Annotated in this window: 23 protein-coding genes and 1 tRNA gene; 11 read left to right on the plus strand and 13 right to left on the minus strand. The window is 39.3% G+C overall.

The window, feature by feature from the left end:
- The first annotated feature begins 173 nt into the window (after positions 1 to 173).
- Positions 174 to 935, plus strand: a complete 762-nt coding sequence (locus tag HWV58_RS15455) for a M57 family metalloprotease (RefSeq protein WP_175634958.1) — start codon at positions 174 to 176, stop codon at positions 933 to 935.
- A gap of 75 nt (positions 936 to 1,010) precedes the next feature.
- On the opposite strand, the gene HWV58_RS15460 is transcribed toward HWV58_RS15455, so the two are convergent.
- Positions 1,011 to 1,685 (minus strand): NAD-dependent epimerase/dehydratase family protein, encoded by a 675-nt coding sequence (locus tag HWV58_RS15460; protein ID WP_235972742.1) that lies wholly within the window; start codon positions 1,683 to 1,685, stop codon positions 1,011 to 1,013.
- A gap of 118 nt (positions 1,686 to 1,803) precedes the next feature.
- Positions 1,804 to 3,939 (minus strand): S9 family peptidase, encoded by a 2,136-nt coding sequence (locus tag HWV58_RS15465; protein WP_175634959.1) that lies wholly within the window; start codon positions 3,937 to 3,939, stop codon positions 1,804 to 1,806.
- Between the two features lie 225 nt (positions 3,940 to 4,164).
- Between HWV58_RS15465 and HWV58_RS15470 the strand changes: the two genes are divergently transcribed.
- From HWV58_RS15470 to HWV58_RS15495, 6 genes are all read left to right on the plus strand, one after another.
- A complete protein-coding gene (locus HWV58_RS15470) occupies positions 4,165 to 4,737 on the plus strand; it encodes a Crp/Fnr family transcriptional regulator (protein WP_175634960.1) in 573 nt (190 codons plus the stop codon).
- Positions 4,738 to 4,844: 107 nt separating this feature from the next.
- Positions 4,845 to 5,381, plus strand: a complete 537-nt coding sequence (locus HWV58_RS15475) for a YceI family protein (RefSeq protein WP_175634961.1) — start codon at positions 4,845 to 4,847, stop codon at positions 5,379 to 5,381.
- Between the two features lie 28 nt (positions 5,382 to 5,409).
- Positions 5,410 to 5,628 carry a tautomerase family protein gene (locus tag HWV58_RS15480; RefSeq protein ID WP_175634962.1) on the plus strand — a complete coding sequence of 73 codons (219 nt, stop codon included), beginning with the start codon at positions 5,410 to 5,412 and terminating at the stop codon, positions 5,626 to 5,628.
- Between the two features lie 4 nt (positions 5,629 to 5,632).
- Positions 5,633 to 6,367, plus strand: coding sequence for an SDR family NAD(P)-dependent oxidoreductase (locus HWV58_RS15485; RefSeq protein ID WP_175634963.1), 735 nt, complete (start codon positions 5,633 to 5,635; stop codon positions 6,365 to 6,367).
- A gap of 73 nt (positions 6,368 to 6,440) precedes the next feature.
- Positions 6,441 to 6,821, plus strand: coding sequence for a nuclear transport factor 2 family protein (locus tag HWV58_RS15490; RefSeq protein ID WP_217707011.1), 381 nt, complete (start codon positions 6,441 to 6,443; stop codon positions 6,819 to 6,821).
- 12 nt (positions 6,822 to 6,833) lie between these two features.
- The gene (locus HWV58_RS15495; RefSeq protein ID WP_175634964.1) at positions 6,834 to 7,919 is read left to right on the plus strand and encodes an NAD(P)H-dependent flavin oxidoreductase; all 1,086 of its coding nucleotides are present in this window, start codon (positions 6,834 to 6,836) and stop codon (positions 7,917 to 7,919) included.
- A 27-nt stretch (positions 7,920 to 7,946) separates the two neighbouring features.
- Here HWV58_RS15495 and HWV58_RS15500 read toward each other — a convergent pair whose 3' ends face one another.
- A complete protein-coding gene (locus HWV58_RS15500) occupies positions 7,947 to 8,579 on the minus strand; it encodes a TetR/AcrR family transcriptional regulator (RefSeq protein WP_175634965.1) in 633 nt (210 codons plus the stop codon).
- Between the two features lie 134 nt (positions 8,580 to 8,713).
- Here HWV58_RS15500 and HWV58_RS15505 point away from each other — a divergent pair, with 134 nt between their 5' ends.
- Positions 8,714 to 9,460, plus strand: a complete 747-nt coding sequence (locus HWV58_RS15505) for a hypothetical protein (protein ID WP_217707012.1) — start codon at positions 8,714 to 8,716, stop codon at positions 9,458 to 9,460.
- A gap of 36 nt (positions 9,461 to 9,496) precedes the next feature.
- On the opposite strand, the gene HWV58_RS15510 is transcribed toward HWV58_RS15505, so the two are convergent.
- The 8 genes from HWV58_RS15510 to HWV58_RS15545 form a co-directional block, all read right to left on the minus strand.
- Positions 9,497 to 9,856, minus strand: a complete 360-nt coding sequence (locus HWV58_RS15510; RefSeq protein ID WP_175634966.1) for a response regulator transcription factor — start codon at positions 9,854 to 9,856, stop codon at positions 9,497 to 9,499.
- Between the two features lie 207 nt (positions 9,857 to 10,063).
- On the minus strand, positions 10,064 to 10,492 hold the full coding sequence (locus HWV58_RS15515) for a hypothetical protein (RefSeq protein WP_175634967.1): 429 nt from the start codon (positions 10,490 to 10,492) through the stop codon (positions 10,064 to 10,066).
- A gap of 131 nt (positions 10,493 to 10,623) precedes the next feature.
- Complete coding sequence (locus tag HWV58_RS15520) at positions 10,624 to 11,016, minus strand: hypothetical protein (RefSeq protein WP_175634968.1); 393 nt, start codon at positions 11,014 to 11,016, stop codon at positions 10,624 to 10,626.
- A 276-nt stretch (positions 11,017 to 11,292) separates the two neighbouring features.
- Entirely contained in the window at positions 11,293 to 11,901 is a 609-nt protein-coding gene (locus HWV58_RS15525) for a hypothetical protein (RefSeq protein ID WP_175634969.1), read from the minus strand.
- A gap of 159 nt (positions 11,902 to 12,060) precedes the next feature.
- A complete protein-coding gene (locus tag HWV58_RS15530; protein ID WP_175634970.1) occupies positions 12,061 to 12,285 on the minus strand; it encodes a hypothetical protein in 225 nt (74 codons plus the stop codon).
- Between the two features lie 267 nt (positions 12,286 to 12,552).
- Positions 12,553 to 12,639, minus strand: a tRNA-Ser gene (locus HWV58_RS15535).
- 86 nt (positions 12,640 to 12,725) lie between these two features.
- Positions 12,726 to 14,156, minus strand: a complete 1,431-nt coding sequence (pyk, locus tag HWV58_RS15540) for a pyruvate kinase (RefSeq protein WP_175634971.1) — start codon at positions 14,154 to 14,156, stop codon at positions 12,726 to 12,728.
- A gap of 150 nt (positions 14,157 to 14,306) precedes the next feature.
- Positions 14,307 to 14,726, minus strand: coding sequence for an IPExxxVDY family protein (locus HWV58_RS15545; RefSeq protein ID WP_090765092.1), 420 nt, complete (start codon positions 14,724 to 14,726; stop codon positions 14,307 to 14,309).
- A 158-nt stretch (positions 14,727 to 14,884) separates the two neighbouring features.
- On the opposite strand from HWV58_RS15545, the gene HWV58_RS15550 reads away from it, so the two are divergent.
- From HWV58_RS15550 to rnc, 3 genes are all read left to right on the plus strand, one after another.
- Positions 14,885 to 15,121, plus strand: coding sequence for an acyl carrier protein (locus tag HWV58_RS15550; protein ID WP_008508386.1), 237 nt, complete (start codon positions 14,885 to 14,887; stop codon positions 15,119 to 15,121).
- A 21-nt stretch (positions 15,122 to 15,142) separates the two neighbouring features.
- A complete protein-coding gene (gene fabF / locus HWV58_RS15555) occupies positions 15,143 to 16,396 on the plus strand; it encodes a beta-ketoacyl-ACP synthase II (RefSeq protein ID WP_175634972.1) in 1,254 nt (417 codons plus the stop codon).
- 93 nt (positions 16,397 to 16,489) lie between these two features.
- A complete protein-coding gene (gene rnc, locus HWV58_RS15560) occupies positions 16,490 to 17,218 on the plus strand; it encodes a ribonuclease III (RefSeq protein ID WP_175634973.1) in 729 nt (242 codons plus the stop codon).
- 164 nt (positions 17,219 to 17,382) lie between these two features.
- On the opposite strand, the gene HWV58_RS15565 is transcribed toward rnc, so the two are convergent.
- Positions 17,383 to 18,093 (minus strand): hypothetical protein, encoded by a 711-nt coding sequence (locus HWV58_RS15565; RefSeq protein WP_175634974.1) that lies wholly within the window; start codon positions 18,091 to 18,093, stop codon positions 17,383 to 17,385.
- A 7-nt stretch (positions 18,094 to 18,100) separates the two neighbouring features.
- Complete coding sequence (locus tag HWV58_RS15570; protein WP_175634975.1) at positions 18,101 to 18,817, minus strand: hypothetical protein; 717 nt, start codon at positions 18,815 to 18,817, stop codon at positions 18,101 to 18,103.
- Positions 18,818 to 18,823 lie beyond the last annotated feature (6 nt).

Genomic DNA, 18,823 nt, shown 5'->3' on the forward strand with positions numbered 1-18,823 from the left:
AAAACAACCCTTAAAAAAAGCTTTCATGTAAATATTAAAATACAAAACACACTTTTAACAGCCACAAAACAATATAATTAAGTTTTCGTGTAAAATTTCCTTAAAGGTCAAAATTGAATGTAACAAGTTGTGTTACATTTGTTTTGTTATCCAAACAACCTAACTTATTATTTATGAAAAAATTAATTCAAACAATCGCTGTCGTAGCGATGATGGCTCTTGTAATCGTATCGTGTAAGAAAAACCAGGAGACGATAGCCGAAGAACCACAGGAAACTGTAAAAAATGCCGACAAAGTATTGCAGTACATTAAAGATCTGGGCTTCCCGGCCGAAAGTATTGTAGATAACGGAAACGAATTTGTGGTAGAAGAAGATATCCTGTTTCCGAAAAACATGGTAGTACCTTTTGTTGCCGAGGGTCCAAAAACAGAGCAATATTATACCGGAAGTATTGTAAACAGTACCAAAAAACTAAACATCCGCGTTTTTATTGATCCATCTATGACCTCAATGACTAGCGAAATTAACAGTGGTATTGCCCAATGGAATGCTGTACCTAATTCTACGCTACGCTTTAATGTGGTGACTGCCGCGCCTTATGATATTCTGATTAAAGATGAAAATTTGGGCTCAGGCACCTGCGGACAGGGGCAATTCCCATCAGGTGGAAGTGCTGGTGCTTTAATTAAGATCAACAAAAGTTATATTGCGGGCAATTCATTTGCACAACGCGCCAGAACCATTTGCCACGAATTTGGCCATTGCATCTCGTTCAGACATACCAATTGGGCCGCACGTGGCGAATCGACTGCAACCAACGTACCTGGAGTTACCGGAACTGATGCTTCATCGCTCATGAATGGTGGCCAATGTAACTCTGGAGCCACGGTATTATCGACAAAAGATAAAGATGCTACTGCAGCTTTATATTAAGATCATTTTTTAATCAATTAACCTATTCATTTTGGATAACAAGATAAGCTTAGGGGTACAAGATAGCTCCTGAGCTTATTCTTTGGAAAGCGCAATAATATCTTTCCCTTCTAAAGTCCGTCTTTCGTTCTGGTGATTTAAGGTGTGGATCATTGCATCGCTAAGCTCGGCCATAGTGCAAAAACCGTTAGCATACAGCGCCCTGCCAATAGGGAACATCCAATTGATATATTTATAAAATTTATGCGCGTACTTTTGTCCGGGCAAAGGCTTAATAAAACCTGGCCGAAAATTAAAAACCTGCTCAAAAGGTAATTTCTTTAAATCGTTTTCGGTTTTTCCCTTTACCTGAGCCCATTTTAAACGGCCGTCTTCGTTAGTACCACCACCAGAAACATAACAAAAAGTCATGCCGCTGTTTAGTTTACTTAATGTTTCGGCAACATGCATGGTAAGTGTATAAGTCATTTTGTAATACACCTCACTATCAACCCCAACAGAGCTGACACCAAGACAAAAGAAACAGGCATTATAGCCGCTCAGTTGATTTTCTATTACCGAAAGATTTAAAAAATCGGCATGGATAATTTCTTTGAGTTTAGGATGCGTATAGCCACAGGGCTTTCGGTTAATCACCAGAACTGTATCTATCTGATCGCTTTCCAGGCACCGCATTAAAACACCCTCGCCTACCATCCCTGTAGCACCGGTAATTATCGCATGGCGTTGCGCGCTCGTTTTTCCCATCATCAACCGTGTTTATTTATAGTGTAAAATACATGTTTATTTTGTTTTTTGGGTAAAAACGACGACCAAGTAATCTGATACAAACAAAAAAAGAGCAGCTAATTTGCTGCTCTTTAAAATATTATCTGGCTCCAGCGCCTTTCATCAGGTAATCTTTTGGCGTTTCGGCACCTAAAAGATGCTGAACGAAGTAATCCCAACGACGGCGCATCATATAAGGCGAATAAGCCCCGAAACCGTGCGCGCTGTTTGGAAAAATAACCAGGTCGAAAGATTTATTGGCTTTTTCCAAAGCTTCTACCACCAATAGTGTATTGTAAGGAGGAACGTTATCGTCCATCATACCATGCACCAGCATTAACTTACCTTTCAAGTTTTTTGCATAGTTCTGGTTGGCCTGTGCTTCATAATCGGCGTTTTCTACCAAACCGTTGTAACGTTCGCCCCAGTCATCCTCATAGTTTCTGTTATCGTGGTTTCCTGATTCTGCAATACCCACTTTAAAGAAATCAGGATAGCGGAACATCGCTGCTGCAGTGGCAAAACCGCCACCTGAGTGCCCCCAGATACCAACCTTAGTTGTATCCATCGGATATTTAGCCGAAAGCTGACGGATTGCTGCAATCTGATCGGGTAAAGTATTTTCAGCCATGTTGCCATAGCTCATATCATGAAAGCTTTTAGAGCGGTCGGGGTTACTAGTACCTTCGATTACCACTACAATAAAGCCTAGTTCGGCCAGCGCCTGGTTATCGCCACGCGAAGCCGAGAATGCCCAGCTGCCTACGCTTCCACCCTGTGGACCTGGATAAATATAATCGATAACCGGATATTTTTTGGTCGCATCCATTTGGGTTGGCGTAAATACCAATCCGTAAATGTCGGTTTTACCATCTTTAGCTTTAACAGAAACCGGTGTTGGTGCTTTCCAGCCGGTAGCCGATAAACGCGAAACATCTGTTTTTTCTAAATTTTGGATCAGATTGCCTTTTATATTTCTCAATACAGTAACCGGTGGTACATTTGGTTGCGAATAGCTATCAATAAAGTACTCAAATGATGGCGAAAAAGTAACCTGGTGGTTGCCTTCTTCCGGCGTTAACGATACCAGGTTTTTACCATCAAAACCAATTTTATATAAATGGCTGAAGTAAGGGTTACCAGCCTCACGGCCGTTGGCAAAGAAATATAGTGTACGGCTTTTCTCATCAACCTTAACCAGGCGGGTAACCACCCAATTGCCTTTGGTGATCTGGTTTTTCACCTTTCCGGTTGTAGCATCGTACAAATACAAATGTCCCCAGTTATCACGCTCCGAATACCAGATGATTTCTTTAGATGCAGGTAGATAACGCCAGTTAATGGCTCCCTGACCTGATTCGTACTGTGTTTTTACTGTTTCTTCGAAAACTTCGCGAACTGCACCGGTTGCTGCATTGGCAATACGGAATTTTTCCTGTTTGTGATCACGTGAGGTAGATACAAAAGCAACTTCCGAACCATCGGCTTTCCAGTCGATATCGTCGAAAGTTCCGCTGCTCGAGATGTCATCGCTTAAAGTAGCGCGGTGCGGATCTGCAGGTATATTTAAGGAAACTACTTTCGGGTTTTCTACATCAATTACCACACGTCTGATGGTTGCAATCTCCTTATCGCCAGGTAAAGGATATTTCCAGGCTTTCAAAACCGGCGCTCCCACATTGGTGGTTACCAGATACATATCTTTCGAATTTCTCTGATCTTGCTGAAAGGTGGCTATTTTTTTTGAATCAGGAGACCAACGTAAAATCGGAGCATCGCTGTGTTTCCAGCCCGCATTATCGGTAGCATATCCATAATCTTTAATACCATCGGTAGTTAACTGGGTTAATTGGCCCGAGGCTATGTCTTTCACAAAAAGATTATAGTCTTTTATCAGAATAGATTTTTTACCATCTGGCGATACCACTTCGTTACGGCCTCTATACATTCGTGCAGACAACGCCGGGGAATTTTTATATTCGGTGGTTAAGATTTTGGTTTTTTTAACCGGATCGATCAGAAAAGTTTGTTCTGCGCTTTCGCTTTTGGTGGTGTACCAAAATTTATCGCCCTCAAGCCAGTTGGGTTGTACACTGGCATGATCGATGTACTTCGAGGTGTTATAGCTCATAAAACTTTCCGCCCTTTCGTAATCTTTAACGGTTAAAGTTTTCTGCTGAGCATTTGCCGCAATGGCTAAAGTACAAGCCGTTACGGTAAGCCAATTTTTATTCATAATATGTTGTTGGTTAATCTCGGCGATAAAAATAAGACTGTTTTGGCATATAAATGGTATTAAAGCTGATACAAATTTAGCCAGATGAGTAACATAATTGGCCGAACTGGCTATTTCAAAAGTTTTTGCATTCGCCATTTTACGCTACCGCTTTAACAAATATGACTTTGTTAAAGCAGCTTTATTTTTCTAATTTTATTGTTCGAATATTCCAACTACAACCACATGTCAGCTAAAGAAATACTTCAAAATTATGTTGCCAAAACAATTTCTTTAACGGATGAGCAGTTCGACTATTTTTTCTCTCATTTCAAGCCACAATCATTTAAAAAAGGCCAGGCTATTATTACTGCCGGTGATCGGGTAAATTGCGAATACTTTGTAACTGCGGGCTGTTTAAAGGCTTTTTATATTAACGACGATCTGAAAATGTTTATCCTTCAGTTTGCCATGCCTACCTGGTGGGCTTCAGATTTTGATGCCCTTTATAGCGGAAATGTAGCAACCATCGGCTTAGATTGTATTACCGATGCGGAGGTATTGTGCTTAACCAGTGCCGACCGCGAAAAGCTTTGCAAGGAAATACATGAGATTGAACATTTTTTCAGGTGGCGAACCAATAAGGGTTATGTGGCCTCGCAAAAACGGTTACTTTCCTTCATGAACAACGATACCAAATACCGGTACGAAGAATTACTGGCGCAATACCCCGAATTGTACAATCTGGTACCAAAGCAGTTAATTGCCGCTTATTTAGGCGTATCGCGCGAAACCCTAAGCCGTCTTTACCATCCGTAAGTGATCTACATCACATTAAACTCATCCTCAGGCTAATGTGACCTACATCACGCAGCCAGCCCGCATATCCTCTCCATATTTGTACTGTTAATTTAAAACAACAGAAAATGGAAACAACAAATTTTAACGTTAATGGCGCTCAGAGCGAAATTAACTGGATAGGCCGCAAAGTAACTGGTGCACACAACGGTACCATCGCAATCAAATCGGGCGAGCTTGTATTAAACAGCAATAAACTAAGCGGCGGTAAATTTACAATCGATACCACTTCGATTGTTATTTTAGATGTAACCGACGAAGGTACCAACGCACAGTTTGCCGGACATTTGGCATCTGACGATTTCTTCTCTTCAGAAAAACACCCCGAGGCTTTTTTTGTAATTACCGACGTAAACTTAAAGGACAACGGCACCTACGACATTACAGGAGATTTGACCATTAAAGGGATTACTAACGAAGTAACCTTTGCGGCTAACATCAGCTTAAACGATAACAAGTTAACCGCAAGTGGCAAAATTGTGATCGACAGAACCAAATACGACATGAAATTCCGTTCTGGCAATTTCTTTCAAAACTTAGGCGATACACTGATTTACAACGATTTTGATCTAAATGTTGATATCGCTGCTGAGCTTGCTGCCTAAGGATTTTTAAACTTAAAAAACTAAAGTCATGCCATACGTAAAAATAGAAGTAACACGCGAAGGTGTTACCCGTGAGCAAAAACAAACTTTAATTAAAGGGATTACTGATTTGATTAGTGATACCCTGAATAAAGATCCGCACCTTACCCATATTGTAATTCAGGAAATAGAACTGGATGACTGGGGTTATGCCGGAGAACAAGTATCAGTGTTAAGGGAAAAAGGCATTACAGCCGATAAAAAATAAAGCCATGAAAAAGCAAACCATCATCGTTACCGGAGCATCATCGGGTATTGGTAAAGCCGTAGCACGTTTATTTGTTGAAAAAGGAGATAATGTGATCCTGAATTCAACAACTGCCGGAAAACTGGAACAGGTTTATCGGGAACTGGGGGCTGGTGAAAATATAGCCATGGTTACCGGAAACGTGAGTGACAAAAGCACCGGAGCCCGGTTACTCGAGGTAGCCTTAGCAAAATTCGGTTCAGTAGATGTACTGATTAATAACGCCGGTATATATGAAACCAAGCCTTTTTTAGAAGTAGACGAAGCATACCTCGACCGTTTTCTAAACACAAATTTTAAGGGCACCTATTTTACCACACAAAGCATTCTTCCACAAATGTTAAAGCAAAACGGCGGAGTGGTAATCAACATCGGGACCCCATTGGTAAACCATGCTTTGGGTGGTGCACCAAGTACAGCACCCATATCAAGCAAAGGGGCCATCCATGCACTAACCCTGCAGCTCGCCGCCGAATTTGGCACACGAAACATCAGGGTAAATACCATTGCACCTGGCGTAATCCGCACGCCGATGCATGCAGGAGAAGACGATAAAAGTGCCGGTTTGCATTTGCTAAACCGGGTAGGCGAAGTAGAAGATGTGGCTGAAATGGTATACACCGTAGCCAAAAGCAATTTCATTAGCGGTGCCATTATCAATGTAGATGGTGGAATGGGTGCCGGCCACAACTTGAACTAAATTGAAAAATTTTATTTTAATGGCTTTCTTGTTTTGCACGTCGTTAAGCTTGAAAGCACAACAAACAAAAAAAATGGAAAATAACCAGCAAAGCAAGATTGCCATTACACAGGCACTTGAAGATTATTATTTTAAAGGCATTTACACAGGCGATATCAACCTGCTTAAACAAATTTTTCATCCCAACACCTATCTTTATGGTGATGTAAAAGGACAACCTTACGCCAAAACACTGGCTGTCTATCTCGATGGTGTGGCCAACCGCCAAAGCCCGAAAGATAGCGGCAAACCATTTAAAGGGAGCATTGTTTCGATAGATGTGGTTAACTCTATCGCTATAGTCAAAGCGCAGGTAAAGATGTACGATTTTAATTATGTCGATTTATTATCTTTTCATCAGATAAACGGCAAATGGTTTATTGTAAACAAAATGCTCAGTGATGTAGCTGAATAAAATGTAAACAAGATGTGGTACGAGAATAAAGTTAGCCGGTTATTGGATATTCAATATCCGATTTTACAAGGGCCTTTTGGGGGCAATCTGTCATCTGTTGAGCTCGTTGCAGCGGTATCAAACGCTGGTGGGCTGGGCGGGTATGGGGCTTACACCTTAAATGCGGGCGAAATAGCAACGGTGCACCAGCAAATATTAGCCGCAACCAATAAACCTTACAACCTTAACCTTTGGGTATCGGATAACGATATAGCCGGAATCGATACTGCTAAACAGTTTGAAAAAACCAGTGCGCTTTTTAAACCCTACTTTGATGAACTGAATATCCCACTGCCGCCAAAACCAGCACCTTTTAATTCGCGCTTTGAAAACCAGCTTCAGGTAGTATTGGACATTAAGCCCAAGGTATTCAGCTTCATGTTTGGCGCACTACCAATCGATGTGCTGGAGCAGTGTAAAAAACGGGGCATTGTTACCGTTGGAGCAGCGACCACATTAGATGAGGCCATTTTTTTAGCCGATACAGGTGTTGATATGATTATTGCTTCGGGTTTTGAAGCAGGCGGTCACCGGCCATCTTTTCTCGATCGTGCAGAAAACTCGGTTAGCGGCACATTTGTACTTTTGCAACTCATTAAAGAAAAGGTTAAAATTCCGGTAATAGCTGCAGGCGGGATTGCCAATGGTAAAGGCATTGCAGCTGCGCTTACCCTGGGGGCTGATGCTGCCCAGATTGGAACAGCTTTTCTGGCCTGCAATGAATCGAACGCATTAGCCATTCACAAAGAGATGCTTTTTTCAGATGCTGGGAAATACACCAGATTATCGCGTGCATTTACCGGAAGATTGGGCCGCGGTATAAGCACCCGTATTGCCAGCGAACAAACCGGAAATGAAAGCGAATTCTTACCTTTCCCATTGCAAACCACTTTTATCTCGCCGTTGCGAAAAGCAGCCATTGAGCAAGAAAAATGGGATATGGTAATGTTTTGGAGCGGACAAATAGCCCCCATATTAAAACATAGGGAAGCTTCGGTATTAATGAAAGCATTGGTAGCAGAAACTACGGCTCATTTTGAAAACCTTAAAATGACTTAGCAGTTTGGGCTAATCGCTAAGCAAAGTTTATTGATAAGTCCAGTCAATGATTTGTTTAAGGGTTTTCTTAATTTCAGCCTGGGCTTCTGCTTTCCTGATATCAATTCCACACATCAAGCCATCATTGGTATTGGCAATTAAGGTCATGTAATAGATTCCACCAATTAAAAGAGCTGTTATTGGCCTTACATTTTTTTCTTTACCCTTAAAATGCTCGTCTGTAATTTCAGTAAAAAACTGTTCACCGAAAAATTCGCGTTTCTCATTTAATTCAGCTAAAACTTTCGAGCGCTCACTGATGCCCCAGCTGATAATTTTGCGCATTTCTTCATTCGCCATGAGCGAATTTAGCTGATCTTCTAACAAATGATATAGCATTTGCCTGCCCAAATCAGGCTTACTCTGTTCAATAAGTTCATTTGCCTGATCGATGTTTACACTCCAATAATCACGGGTATTCAGGTATTCTTTTACCAGCCCTTCCATGCTGCCAAAATAATCGTACACCAGTTTACGGTCTACCTTGGCTTTCAATGCCACCTGACTAACATTTAAACCAGTAAACCCATCCTTTTTTAGGATCTTACCAACAGCATCCAATAATTTTTTCTTTGTCCTTTCCTTATCTCTGATAGGTCCGCTGGTAATTTTTCTGGTCATTTTGGGATGTTTGGTTACAAAATTTCTTACCCTTACTGGTTATTCAAAGATATATAATGCTTCTCCATTTCGCCACACCATTTTTTAAGTTTTAAAAAAATCAATATTTGAATTTATCCTGCACTTTATTAACTTTGAAAAACAAAGTGCTTTTTAAAAAATTTATGCGAAACATGAGCTTACTCACCCGATTTCAGCAATTTCACGCAGATGCGAGATGCAATATGTGGTTTCGCATTTTTACTGTTTTTTGCCGTGTAGCGCTTGCTGCCAGTTTTATTCCATCAGGCATTGTAAAAATCATGGGTGAAAGGTTCACGGCACTACCAGCCAATCACCCACTAGGGCACTATTTTGATGCCTTACATCTTACCGGTTATTATTACACGTTTATTGGGGTTGCTCAAATCTGTATCGCCTTGCTCTTACTTATTCCACGAACAGCTTTTTTCGGTGCTTTGGCTTATTTCGTAGTCATTATAAATATTTGCATTTTAACCTATGCAACCCGCTTTGAAGGTACGCGGATTGTAACCCTGATGGTACTGGCAGACCTTTACCTGCTCTGCTGGGATTATAAACGGTTGAAAGCAATTGTATGGACTGCCAGCTTACCCAAAGTCCCTTTGAGCAAAAAGTTTCCCTTTGCCTTTTCGGGATTTGTGATACTGGCCATCGCCATAGTAGTTCTCAGTAATCAATTTCTATACGAAATCAGGCCTGGCAATTCAATACTCGAATGTAAAAATCAAAGTGCAGGGAACAAAAACCCTAAAGGTTGTGCTATTTTTTGCGACTGTATCTATCAGAAGGGGCTGCCACTTGATAGTTGTCTTAAGCAATATGAGCAGTCTAAAATGTATCAGAAACGATTAAGATAGCTTGCATTCGTTCTAAAATCAACGACACTTAGGAATTTACCTGAGCAAATCAGCGATGGTATGAAGAAGCGTACTATAGTTACATGGTTTTCCTATAATAGCATCGGCCTGGCAATCGAGCTCACTGATTTTTTTATGCGAAAGGGCAGTCAATAAAATTATTGGGATTTGCGAAGTAGACCACGAATTTTTAATATTATCGCAAATTTCCCTTCCGTCAGCATCATCCAACAAAATATCCATAACGATTAAATCTGGATTGAACGTAACGATCGATTCCTTAATCAGAGATGCTTTATCGACCAAGTGAACAATATAACCCTCATCTGAAAGCAATAGTTCCAAAGATCCAAGCAAAAAAAGGTCATCATCAACTACCAGGATTTTCTTATTCATATTCTATATAAGTAGATCGCTTAATCTGTGACATTACACGAGCGCATTTAATAATTTCAAAATATCATTTTTTTAAGACATTACAAAAAATTATGGTAATAAGTTGATATTTTGGCAAAAGTGTACGCGACACGTACTATAACGAATAAGTTTGGCGAATTTAATGATTCATACTTTGTGGCAAAAACTACTTACCCGGTAAAATGGTCATTTACATCTGTCCATACCATGTTTTTTCAACTCGGCTTTGGCAATTGAATCTAGGTCAGAACTCGCATAAAAATGCAGTGCCTGCGCCATAAAGTAATTTTGTTCTTTGGTGCATTCATCGCACAGTGCAGGTGGTGGTATTTTTTTCGCAAAATCTTTTCCTATTGAGTCTATCTTTTTAAATAAGCTCGCAGAGTAGATACCATCATAAGGATTTCCAACATCCCTTTTACGTATTTCTTTCATAGCATCTGTTCCTTTATAGAATTCCGCAAGAATAGCAAAAAAGACTCTGTCTTTAAAAGCAAGAACACAGGGGTTAGCCCCTGTATTTTTCGAGTAATCAAACTTTGGATATCTATACCTCATTTGACATCCTAAAAAGAGGAATATAACTGCAAAAAAAGCTATACTTACTTTTTTCATCTGATATTATTTATTGTAAAACCCGAATATCAATCTAGCCAACCGCTCCATTAAACATATAGAAAAAGACAGCAACGCTATGTCAACTATCCTTCTGAATTTTAATTCACCCAGGTCAAAATATCCTTTCTTTAATTTAAGTTTTTCTTCGCTTCTAAATATTTCTTATAAGCTGACTTGGCAATAGAATCAAGTTGTTTACTTTCATAATAGGCCAGACATTCATTCACCAAAGCTTTATTTTTATTATGATCCAATATTTTCGAAGGTTGGATCAGCTTGTAAAATTCTTTGCCTAGGCTATCTGCCTGCTTAGCAGAAGCAGTATTTCCTATAAGGTCAAAATTTACTGATTCTGATATGTCGTTTTTTGACACACTTGTATCTTGCGACTTTAAACAGGAAATAAAAACCTGCCGCTTATAGCTCATCAGCCATTCATCTTTTTGTTGTTTATTTTGCGCAAAACAGGCACCGCATGCGATGCAAAAAAACACTGCAATCAAACAAAATCTGTTATTCATTTTTCCCTAATTTAATTCCCATAAGTTAATAAATGCTATCCTTTGTTTTTTGTTGCCAGTTAAATCAGCTTCTATGTTAAAACAACATCTCCATTGCAATTGGTACCGGCATGCCTTGAAGCAAAATCAGCAGGATAATTTGGGACCATGATAAAAATACCTTTTTTTACCGCTTAACAATGTAGGGAAATTTCTGCCTTTTTTCCCAAACGACAAGTAAATTCGGGGCGGCACAGTCTCACATTTTTCAAGAGAGGTAAAGCTCATCCGTGAATGTTATTGCCTGAAGAAACTGTTGGCACTAGTATTATTGTGCCCTATATAGTCAATCAACCACTTGTCCCCGTACTTGCTCAATGCGAATACCAGGTTTATTTCCGGTGCGAAATTGACACCCAACAGCGCTTTGTTATAGATAATCAAGGATTTCGTAAGCGTGGCCTTCGCTAAGTTATCCAGGATGGCTTCAGGCTCAAAAGTCTGCAGTTGGATATCCAGATCAAGACCGTCTATCTTAATCCTATCATCCCGTCTGATCGGAGGACGCTTAACCAGATCCTTATTAATTTCGGCGAAGTAGGACCTTAATGTATTCAAATAGCTTTCTGAAAGGAACCCGCTTTTTTTATAATATTCAATATATTTCTCTACAGCTATTTTATTAATGGCCTGTCTTTTAAACTTTTTATCGACTGGAATATCCTTAACGATCGGATAAGTCTGCTTGGGTATGGTAGAGCTTTGGTCGCCATACTCCACAGAATTGTACCACTTCAAGTATCCTAGTGCAACAGCATATGGATTCTCAGCTTCTTTATTTTCCTGCTGTCCAAAGCAAGTATAAACTGACAGGAACAGAGATAATAATATAAATACTTTTTTCATGGCTTTAATTTTTAATACTCTTCCGCACCTGGGTTCATTTACCGGCAGATAAGACAAATTACAGACATTAGAAACGTAAAATTTAGATAAATGTAAAAAAATCCGGAACGTACTACGCCCCAGATTTAAGTTGTCATTAATAATACCTGACATTTTGCACTATGCGGTCTTAAGTTTTTCTTCGACACGCGCCATTGTGATCTCTACAACTTTTTGAATAACATTGACCATAACCACATTCATCGGCATTCCAGCGGCCTCTCCAATTGCCCTTAATGCTACTTGGTAATCATCAGGATCAAGTCTCGCCGCAAGTTTTTCCATATCTTCTCTAACTTTTTCCTCATCCACAACTGAATACCTTTCCGTTTCTTTTATTGACATGAACCTTTTGTAAAAAGTTGATAATTCTGACACCTTGGGGCAAAAAAACGCTTGCAAAGCTTATGATCTGCAAGCGAAACTCTTTTGTACAAAGGGCTTAAGGGGCCTCAGTTGTTTTTAAATGCGGTTTTGCCATTTTGTTTGTAATCCCGCTGGTACTCGAACCTTGTGAGTTAAAAGAGCCACCAGTGCGGTTTTCAATTTCTTAATGACGAATTACACACGATATACATACAAAGTAACATTCGTATTACTAAAATGTATTCGCGGAGAGAGAGGGATTCGAACCCTCGATACCGTTGCCAGTATACAAACTTTCCAGGCTTGCTCTTTCGACCACTCAGACACCTCTCCGGTAAGGCTGCAAAAATATATTTTTTATTGATAAAAAAAATGCTCCCGATCTAAATCGGGAGCATTTCTAAAGAGATTAATCGCTATTAGTCTATAACAGTGATTTTTAACATATTGGTTTTACCTTTAGCTTCAATTGGAATAGCTGCAGTATTGATAATGATATCGCCTTGTTTAACCAGTTTTTTAGCTTTTAAGAACTCATTAACCTCAATGATGGTGTTATCGGTACTTTCCCACTTATCGTAGTAGAAACCTCTTACGCCCCAAAGTAAGCTCACTGCATTTAACAATGCGCGGTTGCTGGTAAAAATAAAAGTTAATGCTTCAGGGCGGTGGCTCGAAATTTCGAAAGCAGTATAACCGCTCAAAGTCATCGATACAATACCCACAGCATTGGTTTGTTTAGCAAGAAAACATGCAGAATCACAAATCGCATCACTTAAGAAAGAAGGCGATTTTGGTTTCAAGAACTTATCTGGATTGAACGGATAGTTGTTTTCTTCAATGTTTTGGATAATTTTTTGCATCGTTTCGATTACGATCAGCGGAAACTCACCAACCGATGTTTCGCCACTTAGCATTACCGCATCAGCACCATCCAAAACAGAGTTAGCTACGTCATTCACCTCAGCACGTGTTGGACGAGGAGTCGTAATCATGCTCTCTAACATCTGCGTAGCTACAATTACAGGTTTAGAAGCTGCCCTACATTTAGCAACAATCATTTTCTGTAACAACGGTACTTCTTCCATTGGGCATTCAACACCCAAATCGCCCCGGGCAACCATAATACCATCAGTTACAGCAATAATCTCATCGATATTCGCAATAGCTTCAGGTTTTTCAATTTTCGCAATTACACGGGCAGATTTACCGCGTTCAGCAATTATTTTTTTAAGTTCGATAATATCTTCAGCTTTACGCACAAAAGATAAACCGATCCACTCTACGTCATTTTCCAGTACAAATTCTAAGTTCTCACGGTCTTCAGGTGTTAGTGAAGGGATAGAAACTTTAGTATTTGGCAGGTTTACCCCTTTTCTTGAAGTTAAAATACCACCGTGTACAATCTCGCAGGTAACCTCGTCTTTCAGGTTGGTAGATAAAACTTTCATCTGAAGTTTTCCATCATCCAAAAGGATAATTTCGCCAGCCTGAACATCCTGAGGGAAGTTTTGATAGGTGATGTAAATCCGTTCTTCATTACCAATACATTCGTTAGTGGTAATTACGGTTGTTTTACCGTTGATCAGGTTAATACCACCTTCTTTTACCAAACCAATACGGATTTTAGGTCCTTGTAAATCGGCAAGAATACCTACATTATAATCGTATTTTTTGTTTAAATCGCGGATGGTATCTAAAACCGCCTGGTGATCGGCCTGCGATCCGTGCGAAAAGTTTAGACGGCAAACATCTAAACCTGCGTTAAACATACTATATAATACATCTGGTTTTGCTGATGCAGGCCCTAGTGTGGCTACAATTTTGGTTCTCGAATGAAAAGGTTTCATTTAATTAATTGATTTTAGAATGCGGTTTAGCAAACGCTATTATTTATCTAAAATAGATAAACCACATTAAATTTTATATATTTTGTTTCTTTGTTCTTTTTGTTTGTAACCGTCAAATATAGTGTATTTAATACACCAAGTATATAATTTTTATATTACCAAATTCTCCTTACTCTTTAACTTAGTCGGATCTATCTTTGCAGCCACCTGTATATCAGGCAGTTTATTCAATCCGTTTAACAGATAATCCAAATCTTCCTTATCTATAAATTCTTTAATAATGATAAAGAAATCTACCTTGTTCATCTCCGGAATCAGAAAACCATCGCTGCTCCGGTTGCTGATCAGGTAATATTCTACCTCTCCCTGCTCTACAAAAAAGTAATATTTAGAGAAACACCAGGCCGGTTCGTCAATATTAAAAAAAATTTCGTGGTCTTCTATCTTTTCAAATTGTGTGTTTAAACGGGTATTAATTTTGTGGCAAAGTACATAGTCTTTTAGGGGTGCTGTAATCGCAATTAGTATAAAATCAAGGTCTAAGGTAAGTTTTAGGTAAGTTCTATTCAAAGCGAAATAAATTATTTACAGAACGAAATTAAAAAACTAATTCTATATTCGCTGTGTTATTGAGATACCAAAATTACGTATCGAAATAAAAACATTTGAAAATTGTAAGAATTTATTTTTCTTTGCACAGAATTATTTAACCATTAAATTATAAAATTATGTCTGATATTGCTTCAAGAGTTAAGGCTATTATCGTAGAAAAACTAGGTGTTGACGAAAGCGAAGTTACGCCAGAGGCTTCATTCACCAACGATTTAGGTGCAGATTCTTTAGATACCGTAGAGTTGATTATGGAATTTGAAAAAGAATTCAATGTAGCTATTCCTGATGATCAGGCTGAAACCATCGGTACTGTTGGTCAAGCAATTGCTTATTTGGAAAAAAACGTTAAATAGAATTACGCTTTTTCAGTATAAATGGAATTAAAAAGAGTAGTAGTAACAGGGTTGGGTGCGCTCACTCCTATAGGCAATAATGTTCCCGATTTTTGGGAAGGATTGACTAACGGGGTGAGTGGCGCTGCTCCTATTAAGGGTTTTGATACTGAAAAGTTCAAGACTAAATTCGCATGTGAGGTTAAAAATTTCAATCCAGAAGACTTTTTGGAGAAGAAAGAAGCCCGCAAGCTAGATCCGTTTGTACAATATGCCCTTGTGGCTACAGATGAGGCTGTGAAGGATGGAGGTTTCGATTTCGAAAAATTAGATACCAACCGAATCGGCGTAATCTGGGGTGCGGGCATAGGTGGATTGAAAACATTTTTGGACGAAATTTCAAATTTTGCCAAAGGTGATGGTACGCCAAGATACAATCCATTTTTTATCCCTAAAATGATTATTGATATCGCTCCAGGGCATATCTCTATCAAATACGGTTTACGTGGGCCAAATTTTGCAACTGTTTCGGCATGTGCTTCTTCTACAAACGCCATGATTGATGCATTTAACTATATCCGTTTGGGTATGGCCGATGTTATTATCAGTGGTGGTTCTGAAGCAATCATTAACGAAGCAGGAATGGGTGGTTTTAACGCCATGCATGCATTATCTACACGTAACGATGATCCGGCAACAGCATCTCGTCCTTTTGATAAAGACCGTGATGGCTTCGTAGCTGGTGAAGGTGCAGGAACCATTATTTTAGAAGAACTTGAGCACGCAAAAGCAAGGGGTGCAAAAATTTATGCAGAACTTGTGGGCGGTGGAATGAGTGCTGATGCTAATCACATCACAGCACCACATCCTGAAGGTTTAGGTGCCAGAATGGTAATGACAAATGCGCTAAAAGATGCTGGTTTAACACCTGCTGATATAGACTACATCAATGTTCACGGTACCTCTACACCGCTGGGTGATATTAGCGAAACCAAAGCCATTGGTACATTATTTGGCGAAGATGCTTATCGTTTAAACATCAGTTCTACCAAATCAATGACAGGTCACCTCTTAGGAGCTGCCGGTGCTGTTGAAGCAATTGCCGCAATTCTTGCTGTTAAAAATGATATTGTTCCTCCAACAATCAATCACTTTACAGATGATCCTGCATTTGACCCTAAATTGAACTTTACTTTTAACAAAGCGCAAAAACGTACTGTTAGAGCAGCTTTGAGTAATACATTCGGTTTTGGTGGTCATAACGCTTCTGTGATTTTCAAGAAATACGAAGATTAGTTTAATGCAGCTGCCATATAATTTTGTATGCTAATTAAAAATAGATAACTTAGTTAAATATGCTGATTAGCCGTTAATTGTGTTATTTATTTAATGCCGATATTAAAATTATATAAACTTTATCTTTCTCCCGAAAAGGAGTTTGTTAAAAAGCTGAGAAATATTTTGGGCTTTATTCCAGGGAATGTTACGCTATATAAAATGGCGTTCAGGCACCGCTCTGTGGCTAAGGTTTTAAAAAATGGCAGCAGAAGCAGCAACGAACGTCTGGAGTTTTTAGGCGATGCAGTTTTAGGATCGGTAATAGCAGAATTACTTTTCAAACATTATCCGTACAAGGAAGAGGGTTTCTTAACCGAAATGCGCTCAAAAATTGTGAACCGGGCTAACCTCAACCAATTGGCTAAAAAAATTGGTTTTGATAAGCTCATCCAATTCGACCAGCGTTCGGTAAGCATCCAAACCAAGCACAATTCGATGCTGGGCGATGCTTTCGAAGCCATTGTTGGGGCCATTTACATGGATAAGGGCTATAACTTTACCAAAGAGTTTTTGCTCCGTCGCATTGTAAAGCCCCATATCGATATCCATACCCTCGAACTCACCGAAACCAACTTTAAAAGTAAACTGATTGAATGGTGCCAGCGCCATGGCAAAGATGTAATGTTCGAACTAGTACAAAATAGCGAAGGCGAAAGTGCCAAACTATTTACTATTACGGCCTTAGTTGAAGGCGAAAAATATGGCACTGGAAGAGATTACAACAAGAAAAATGCAGAGAAACTGGCAGCAGAAAAGGCTTGCGAAGCGTTGAGTATTTAGTCGATTGGGTTAATTGTATAAACTGATTAATCGGTTAATTGATTCCTTCGCATAACTGCAAACTGTCAATTGAAAACTGTTTACTGGCTACTGTCTTGACGACTAAACTTCGCACATCGGATTTTCCGACTATCAACTCGAAACTCCCAACTCAAAACTCAAACCTACTTCCCTTTCCCCAGCGTATCTGTAAACTTCTTCGATGATTCTTTAATGTATTTGATGTAATCGTAGCTGTTCCAATATTGGGCTTTATCAAATTCAGGGCGACAGTTGAGCATGTATTTCTCTAAAGTATCGCCTCTTAACTCTGTATTGTTTTTAATGATGCTCTGATTAAAATACACATCAATCTGCGATTGCTTTATCTCGTTATCGGCATATCGGCCAAATCTGCGTGCATTTTTAGGGTCGCTACCGAATAAATTATACAAGGCATTTAACGGACTAAAAATAGCCGATAAAAGCGTGGTTTTACCACCATTGTACACTCCTTTGTTTCTATACTCCCTTTTGATTTCGGCTAAATCCTGCTGTTTGGTATTACCATAAACGGTTACATCATCAAGTGTAGTACTTGCGCGTACCAGATAAACAATAATATCTTCCTGATTTTTTACCACCACCCTTTGATCGATCAGGTTTCTTTTAATTACCAAAAGTGTATCGCCAATTTTTGCTTTAAGCTGAAACATCCCGATGTCGTTACTGCCTACACCGATGCCTGTACGCAAATTGGTAATTTCGGATAAGGCAATCCTGATGTTCGAACCTTTTTCAATAACCACACCTTTAACAATAAAATCCTGAGCCTGGGCAAATAATCCCAGGGTAGTTAAAAGAATGAGTATAATGGTAAATTTTAAATTCTTCATGTTGTAATTAATTGTTGCGTTTCAAAGTATCGGTATAATGTTTAGCCGATTCTTTGATGTATTTAACAGCATCGTAATTGTTCCAGTTGTTTGCCATGCTGCTGCTGGGATAATAGTCGAGCAAAAATTTATCCAGTTCCTTTCCCCTTAAAGTGGTATAACTGGTTACCAGGCTTTTATTAAAGAATTTATCTATCTCAATTAAGCTCAGCTCTTTCTTATAATAACGGTTAAAATTACGTGCTCTTGCCGGTGTTTTCCCAAATAACTCATAAAAAAATGTTAACGGGCTACCACCGAAGGGGTTTAATAAAATTAATGGCGGTTTACCGGCATAAAAAGAGCCATTATGTTTCAAATCGCGCTTAATATCCTCCATCTCCTGCTTTTTCGTTTGCCCTTTAACCGTCACCTCTTCCAGCATCGTACTTCCTCTGATTAGGTAAACTACCAGATCATCATCCGTTTTAACCACAATTTTTTGATCGGTCAAATTCCTTTTTTTAACCAATAGCGTATCCCCTAACTTCGCATTTAGCTGAAAAAGGCCGATCTCATTGCTGGCCGTACCCATTTTATTATTCAGGTTGGTAATTTCGGCAAGGGCAATTCGCACATTCGAACCTTTTTCAATTACCACCCCTTTAAGCACAAAGTTTTGGGCCTTGCTGCTTAAGCCGTGTACAACCATAATCAGTAAAAGAATAAATTTCAAATGCTTCATCAGGTA

The sequence above is a fragment of the Pedobacter ghigonis genome, from assembly GCF_903166585.1.
GTDB classification, from domain to species: Bacteria; Bacteroidota; Bacteroidia; order Sphingobacteriales; family Sphingobacteriaceae; genus Pedobacter; species Pedobacter ghigonis.